The organism is Novosphingobium sp. Sphag1I, assembly GCF_056279125.1.
Window position 1 is genome coordinate 219,915 of the sequence record NZ_JBWBQS010000006.1, and the last position, 7,586, is coordinate 227,500.

Consider the following 7,586-nt stretch of genomic DNA (forward strand, 5'->3'; position numbering starts at 1 on the left):
CTATAGGGCCAGAGCAAAGGAGTTGCCCCCATGTCCTCAGTCCGTCCCTGGCGTGATATCGCCCGTCGTCAAAGCCGTCAGATCATGGTCGGCAAGGTTCCCATCGGGGGCGATGCGCCCATCGCGGTCCAGACCATGACCAACACGCTGACCAGCGATGCGGTGGCCACCATCGACCAGATCCGCCGCTGTGAAGAAGCAGGCGCCGATATTGTCCGCGTGTCCTGCCCCGACGTCGAATCGACGGCTGCCTTCAAACAGATCGCGCGGGCCTCGCGCGTGCCCTTGGTGGCCGACATCCATTTCCATTATAAGCGCGCCTTGGAAGCGGCCGATGCGGGCGCGGCCTGCCTGCGCATCAACCCCGGCAATATCGGCGGGTCCGACCGCGTGGCCGAAGTGGTGCGCGCGGCAAAGGCCAACGGCTGCTCGATCCGCATTGGCGTGAATGCGGGCTCTCTGGAAAAGGACCTGCTGGAAAAATACGGCGAGCCCTGCCCCGAGGCGCTGATCGAATCCGCGCTGGATCACATCAAGCTGCTTCAGGACCACGATTTCCACGAATATAAGGTGGCGGTGAAGGCTTCGGACGTGTTCCTTGCCGTCTCTGCCTATATGGGGCTGGCCGATGCGGTGGATTGCCCGCTGCATTTGGGCATCACCGAGGCGGGCGGCCTGATCGGCGGCACGGTCAAGTCGGCCATCGGCATGGGCAACCTGCTCTGGGCCGGTATCGGCGACACGATCCGCGTCTCGCTCTCGGCCCCGCCGGAAGAAGAAGTGCGCGTCGGTTTTGAAATCCTCAAGTCGCTGGGCCTGCGCACCCGCGGCGTGCGCGTCGTGTCCTGCCCGTCTTGCGCGCGTCAGGGCTTTGACGTCATCAAAACCGTCGAGGCGCTGGAAAGCCGCCTGTCGCATATCAAGACGCCGCTCTCGCTCTCGGTCCTCGGCTGCGTCGTCAATGGTCCGGGCGAGGCGCGCGAAACCGACATCGGCCTGACGGGCGGCGGCAATGGCAAGCACATGGTGTACCTGTCTGGCGTCACCGACCACACCGTCCAAAGCGAAGACATGCTCGAACATATCGTCAAGCTGGTCGAGGCCAAGGCTGCCGAGCTGGAAGCCGCCAAGGTGGAAACCGAGGCGGCCGAGTAATCCGCTTTATCGCTTCGCGATTTTGATTTTTGCAGGGGGTGTTCACCCCTGCACCCCCATTATGTTTTGGGTGACGATATGGCCTTTAAGGCCGTGCAAAGACACCTCTGGGATTATAGCCTGCGGCGCGGAAAGATTACGCTGAAAAGCGCCGCAGGCTTTCAATGCTGAACCTTGCACACTTCAGCCTTGCGATAGATCGCGCGCAACACAGACAGTAACGGGAGCGCGAGGGTCTGGACCCTCGCATTTACCCCTCCCTTTCGCCCCCGCCTGATTTCCCGATTGCGTCAAAAATCCACGCCCCGCGCCCCGAAATGCGCCACATCCCCGCACATCCCGTGCCCGTGACGCAGCATTCCCAACCCCGCCCCCGCGTCGCGCGCAAACCCGCCCGGAAGCCGTCCCCCGGCAATACGTCAATCTGCGCCGCTGATCGGTTTGACACCCTGCGCCCCGTATGAAACTTTTTGGACAAGTGTGAAGGATTGCGCAGCGTCGGATGAAATCCCGCGCGTGTTCAACCTGTTCACTTGGGGTGGAGGATGCCTCCTGAGGGGCGATGGAGCCGGCAAATGGCCCATCGAAGGAAATAGGGGGAATTTATGGGTTCGGCTTCAAGCTTGCATGATCCGTCGGTCGCGATCCACGGCGTTTCTATGAATTCTTCCAATCAATCCGGGCCAATTCGGCATTTGGGGCACGCATCCGCGCGCGCTTAATTCGCCCGCCTGACCATCCGTGAAAATTCAAACGTCGCCGGGAACAGGCGGCAACAGGGGACATCCGCATGACCATCAGCCACGGGCGCAAATTTGCCCTCTCCACTTCCTGCGCGCTGGCCGCGCTGGCTGCAACGCCGGCGCTGGCCGCCGATGAACCAGTTGATAGCGGCACGATCATCGTCACCGGCACCCGCCAGGTCGCCCGCAGCGCGACCCAGAGCCTTGCCCCGATCGACGTGCTTTCGGTCAAGGATCTTCAGGCCAGCGGCAAGCAATCGGTGCGCGACCTGCTGGGCACGCTGGTCCCCTCGATCAACGTTTCGAACAGCGGCGCGGGCGCCAGCTTTGCGGTCAAGACGCTTTCGCTGCGCGGTCTGGCGGGCGACCATGTGCTGATCCTGGTCAATGGCAAGCGCCGCCACAACACCGCCACCATGTTCATCAACGGCACGACCCAAAACGGCCAGTCGCCCGCCGACCTTGACCTCATCCCGTCGAACTCGATCTCGCGCGTCGAAGTGCTGCGCGATGGCGCGTCGGCGCAATATGGCTCGGACGCGATTGCGGGCGTGGTCAACGTGATCCTCAAGGATGACCTGTCGGGTACGGCCACGATGCTGGGCGGCACGACGATGGATGGCGGCGGCGAAACCGCCCGTATGTCGGTGGACAAGGGCTTTGCCATTGGCGAGGCGCGCCTGCACCTGTCGGCTGAAGGCTGGCTTCAGGCACGCACGGTGCGTTCGGGGCCCAATCCGGGGCAATTCTATGCCCGCACCGGCCAGCTTTACAGTTCGACCACCGGCGCATTTGACCCGCGTGAGGCAACCGTCAACCGCAACGTCAACAAGGCGGGCCAACCGGCCAGCGAAGGCTTCAACCTTGGCTATGATTTCAGCGTCCCGGTCGGCGCGGTCAAACTCTACAGCTTTGGCACGTTCAGCCACCGCCATAATGATGCATGGCTGACCTATCGCTTCCCTGATGCGCCCAACAACATCCCCGAAATCTATACCAACGGCTATTCGCCCCACCTGCATATCAGCGACCATGACTATCAGGTGACCGCGGGCATCAAGAGCCAGAAGGGTGCCGCGATCAATTTCGACTTCTCGTCCAGCTATGGCGTCAGCCTCGTCTCGATGGTTGAAACCACCGCGCTTAATGCCTCAATGGGCCCGGCCAGCCCGACCACCTTCTACATCGGGCGGACCAAGAGCACCGAGTGGACCAACAATCTCGACCTGCAAAAAGACGTCAATCTGGGGCTGTATCAGCCGCTCTCGGTGGCGGTGGGCGGCGAATATCGCCAGACCACCTATGGCATCGAAGCAGGCGAGGCGGCCTCCTATATCGATGGCGGCTATCGATCGACCACCGGGGCCAATGCGGGCGTGCTGCGCACCAGCGGTTCACAGGGCGTGACCGGTTTCGCCCCCAGTATGGCGGGCAGTTGGAAGCGCAGGGCGTGGAGCGCCTATATCAACCTTGAGCAGAAGATCCTGCCCGGCGTCGAAGTCGCGCTGGCCGGTCGCCATGAAGATTATTCCGACTTTGGCAAGACCGACACCGGCAAGGTTTCGGCGCGTATCGAACCGACCAAAGGCTTTGCCCTGCGCGGCACGGTCAGCACGGGTTTCCGCGCCCCCACGCTGCAACAGCAACACTATTCCTCGGCCAGCACGATCAATGTCAGCGGCACGCTGCTGCCGGTTTCCGCGCTGCCGGTGGATTCGCCCGCAGGCATCGCGCTGGGGGCAAAGGCGCTCAAGCCTGAACGGTCGACCAACTATTCGTTGGGCTTTGTGTTCAACGCGATCCCGCGCTTCAACCTGACGGTGGACGCCTATCAGATCAAGCTGAAGGACCGTATCCTGCTCTCCTCGACGCTGCAGGGCGCCGTGGTGCGCAGCGTGCTGGCGGCGGCCGGGATCACGTCTTCGGCGGGCGGCTTCTACTTCTCGAACTCGACCGACACGCGCACGCGCGGTATCGACATCGTGGGCACCTATCGCGCGGATCTGGGCGATCTGGGCAATGCCAACCTCAGCCTGTCGGCCAATTTTTCCGAAACGGTGTTCACCCGCGTCGATTCGGTTCCGGCGGTCCTCTCTTCGGCGGGGCTTGTCCTGATCGGGCGCGACCGTCAGGGCGACTTTACCGTGGGCACGCCGCGTGAAAAATTCATCGCCAATGTCGCCTGGGAAAAGGGTCCGGCGGCCCTCAACCTGCGCGCCACCCGTTTTGGCCGCGTGACGCAAATGAACGCCAGCGCCGCCGGGCCGGACGCCAGCATCGACCCCAAGGTCATCTTCGACTTCGACGCCAGCTACAAGCTGAGCAATGGCATCAAGCTGGGCGTGGGCGCGAACAATATGTTCAACATCTATCCCAACAAATTGCCCACCGCTTTGCAGGGCAACGGCTTCTCGCTCTACAACGCCTATTCACCCTATGGGGTGAGCGGGGGCTTCTATTACGCCCGTCTCAGCATGTCGTTCTGATAGCATCCGTCTGAAAACACCTGCGGGGTCGCCGATGATGGCGGCCCCGCCCCCATTTCCCCTTGCCGACCTTCCCCCCGCGTGGAGTATCCCTTGATGACCTTTGCCAAGCGCCCCCTCTTTCTGGCATCGCAGGCCGTGCTGGCCGCCGCCATCGCATTGGCCGGGGCGCCCCTGAACGCAGCGCCCGCCAATCTGCCGCCTCCGGGCGGCGAAACGCCGGTGGCGTTTGATGTCCACGCGGGCACGTCCTATGCGGTTTCGGTTTCGCCCGACGGCCAATGGCTGGCCTTTGACCTTCAGGGCAGCCTGTGGGTCATCCCGGCCAAGGGCGGCGAGGCCAAGCGCATCACCGATTATTTCAACGACGCCCATCTGCCCACATGGTCGCCCGATGGATCGCGCATCGCCTATTACGCCTATCGCGACGGTGACTATGACCTGTGGACGGCCAAGGCCGATGGCAGCGACGCCAGACAATTGACCCATGGCGAATTTGACGACCGCGAACCCAGCTGGTCGCCCGATGGCAAGAGCATCGCCTTTGCCAGCGAACGCGGGGGCGGATACGATATCTGGACTATCGATGTGGCGACCGGCGCACTGACCCAACTGACCAAAGGCCCGCGTGAGGATCGCGCCCCGGCATGGTCCGCCGACAGCGGCACGATCGTCTTTTCCGGCGCGGGCAGCCTCTATTCCGTCCCGGCCAAGGGCGGCGATGTCACCACCTTGCGCAGCGCCCCTGCCGGCACGCGCTATGATAGCCCCTCGCTCTCGGCCAAGGGCGCATTGGCCTATGTCACCGCCGATAGCACCGGCAGCCATCTGGAGGTGGACGGCAAGGTCGTCTCGGGCAAGGAAAACGTCTTTCCCTTCCGCGCCACATGGGCCGGGGGCGATGCCTATTACATTTCCGACGGATTGATCCGCCGCCGCACCGGGGCGAAACTGGCCACCATCCCCTTTTCCGCGCGTCTGGAGGCGATCAAGCCGATCTATACCCGCGCCAAACGTGATTTCACCAGCACCGCCCCGCGCCGCGTTCTGGGCATTCAGCATCCCGCCTTGTCGCCAGATGGGGGCCAAATCGCCTTTGTCGCACTGGGCGACCTTTATGTCGTCTCGTCCAAGGGCGGCAAGCCGCAGCAATTGACCCATGACGAAGCGCTGGAGGCCGATGCCGCATGGTCGCCCGATGGCCGCCGCCTTGCCTATACCTCGGACAAGGGCGGCGGGTTGCCGCAGATCTGGGTGCGTGACCTTTCCACCGGCAAGGACCGTCAGGTTACCAACAGCCCGAACCAACCGCTTGGCGCGGCATGGTCGCCCGACGGCAAACGGATTGCTTTCCTCGACACCGATGGCCGCTGGGGCGTGGCAGGGCTGATGGTGGTGGATGTGGAGAGCGGCGTGATGACCCGCCTGCAACCCAGTCTGCCCCAGCCCGGCAAGCCGACATGGAGCCCCGATGGCCGCTATGTGGCGGTGGCTTTGTCCAAACCCTATTCCACCAGTTTCCGCGAAGGCAATAACCAGATCTGGATGGTGCCCAGCGACGGCAAGGGTACGCCCTTCTGGCGCGATGCGGACAAGGCTTCGCTCGATTCGCGCGGCGGGGGCGGGCCGGTCTGGTCGCCCGATGGGCAGAAAATGGCGGGTATTCAGGACGGCGTGCTGAAAATCTGGCCGGTGTCGCCCGATGGCACAGCTCTGGGTTCCCCCCGCGCCTATACGTCCGAAATCTCGCATTATCCGACGTGGAGCGGGGACGCAAAATCGGTGCTGTTCCAAGCGGCGGACAAGTTGAAGATCGTCAGCGTCGAAACCGGCGCCATCCGCGACGTGCCGCTCGACTTCTCCTATACGCTGGCGATTCCCAAAACCAGGATCGTCGTCCACGCAGGCGCCATGGTCGATGCCGTCACCGATGCGACCCAGACCAACAAGGACATCGTGATCGAAGGCAACCGCATCACCGCGATCCTGCCCCATGACACGAAGAATTATGCGGGCGCGGACAAGGTGATCGAGGCGCCGACCCTGACCGCCATTCCCGGCCTGATCGACCATCATGCCCATGCGCAAAAGGATTTTGGCGCCAATCTGCATCTGGCATGGCTGTCCTATGGCATCACCACGGTGCGCGATCCGGGCAACCAACCCTATGACGGGATCGAGGACCGCGAGGCATCGGAAGCCGGTGTCCGCATCGGGCCGCGCATCTATACGACCGGACCGCTGCTGGAATGGCGACGGGTGTTCTATCGCATGGGTGTGGCGGTGTCGGGTCCGGCGCATCTGGAACGCGAGATCATGCGGGCCAAGGCGCTGAAATATGACCTCATCAAATCCTATGTCCGCATGCCCGATTTCGGCCAGCGCCGTCTGGTCGAGGCCGCGCATGAGATGGGCGTGCCGGTGGCGACGCATGAAATCTTTCCGGCGGCCTATACCGGCGTCGACAACACCGAACACCTTGGCGCCACCAGCCGTCGCGGCTTTTCGCCCAAGCAGGGTCCACAGGGTAAGGTCTATGAGGATGTAATCCAGTTGTTCGGCCGTTCGGGCCGGACGCTGACGCCGACGAATTTCGGCGCAATCAACACATTCCTGGCCAAGCATCCGGAGTTCCGCAAAGATCCGCGCCTATTGCTCTATCCGGAATGGGCACGCAAAACGGTGAGCGAAGGTGAGGCCCTGCCGCCTGCGTTGCTCTCGATGCAGGCGGGGCAGTTGGAAGGTCTCAACGCCATGAAGGCGGCGGGCACTCTGATTGCGGCAGGCACCGACACGATGATCGCCCCCAATCTTCAGGCCGAAATTTCATCCTATGTCGATGGCGGCTTTACCCCGTTCGAGGCATTGAAAACCGCCACCGTCAATTCGGCCAAGGCGCTCAATCTGGATGCGGGCACGATCGAGGTGGGCAAGCTGGCGGATATCATTCTGGTCGACGGCGATCCGCGCAAGGATATTGCGGCCACATTCCGGGTAAAACAGGTCATCACCAATGGCCGCCCCTTCACCGTCGAGGAATTGCTGGCCAAGGCGCAGCGCAAGCCCTGATCCGCCTCCAAATCGGCTAAGGCATTCAATACGAGGCCGGAAGGGCAAGGGATTTCCTCTCGCTCCTCCGGCCTCAATGGTTTAGTCGAGGGCGGATCGTAAAGATGAGGGCATGATGCGGTTGGATCGAATG

General features: G+C 62.7%; 4 protein-coding genes (1 of these 4 only partly in view). All 4 read left to right on the top strand.

Translation table 11 applies throughout. The features are described 5' to 3' along the window. Nucleotides 1–30: 30 nt before the first annotated feature. Nucleotides 31–1,155: a flavodoxin-dependent (E)-4-hydroxy-3-methylbut-2-enyl-diphosphate synthase gene (gene ispG / locus ACZ9HU_RS09315; RefSeq protein WP_476104435.1), complete on the top strand. Its 1,125-nt coding sequence runs from the start codon at nucleotides 31–33 to the stop codon at nucleotides 1,153–1,155. A gap of 790 nt (nucleotides 1,156–1,945) precedes the next feature. Further along, nucleotides 1,946–4,384, top strand: coding sequence for a TonB-dependent receptor plug domain-containing protein (locus ACZ9HU_RS09320; protein WP_476104436.1), 2,439 nt, complete (start codon nucleotides 1,946–1,948; stop codon nucleotides 4,382–4,384). A gap of 96 nt (nucleotides 4,385–4,480) precedes the next feature. Next, on the top strand, nucleotides 4,481–7,453 hold the full coding sequence (locus ACZ9HU_RS09325) for a DPP IV N-terminal domain-containing protein (RefSeq protein ID WP_476104438.1): 2,973 nt from the start codon (nucleotides 4,481–4,483) through the stop codon (nucleotides 7,451–7,453). Nucleotides 7,454–7,565: 112 nt separating this feature from the next. Then, nucleotides 7,566–7,586, top strand: the start of a protein-coding gene (locus ACZ9HU_RS09330) for a VanZ family protein (RefSeq protein WP_476104440.1). 345 nt of this gene lie beyond the right edge of the window; only the first 21 of its 366 coding nucleotides appear in the window; the start codon lies at nucleotides 7,566–7,568; its stop codon lies beyond the right edge, outside the window.

What these genes read in the sequence shown, in the direction of transcription:
- ispG (WP_476104435.1), top strand. Translation starts at nt 31, where the DNA reads ATGTCCTCAGTCCGTCCCTGGCGTGATATCGCCCGTCGTCAAAGCCGT.
- ACZ9HU_RS09320 (WP_476104436.1), top strand. Translation starts at nt 1,946, where the DNA reads ATGACCATCAGCCACGGGCGCAAATTTGCCCTCTCCACTTCCTGCGCG.
- ACZ9HU_RS09325 (WP_476104438.1), top strand. Translation starts at nt 4,481, where the DNA reads ATGACCTTTGCCAAGCGCCCCCTCTTTCTGGCATCGCAGGCCGTGCTG.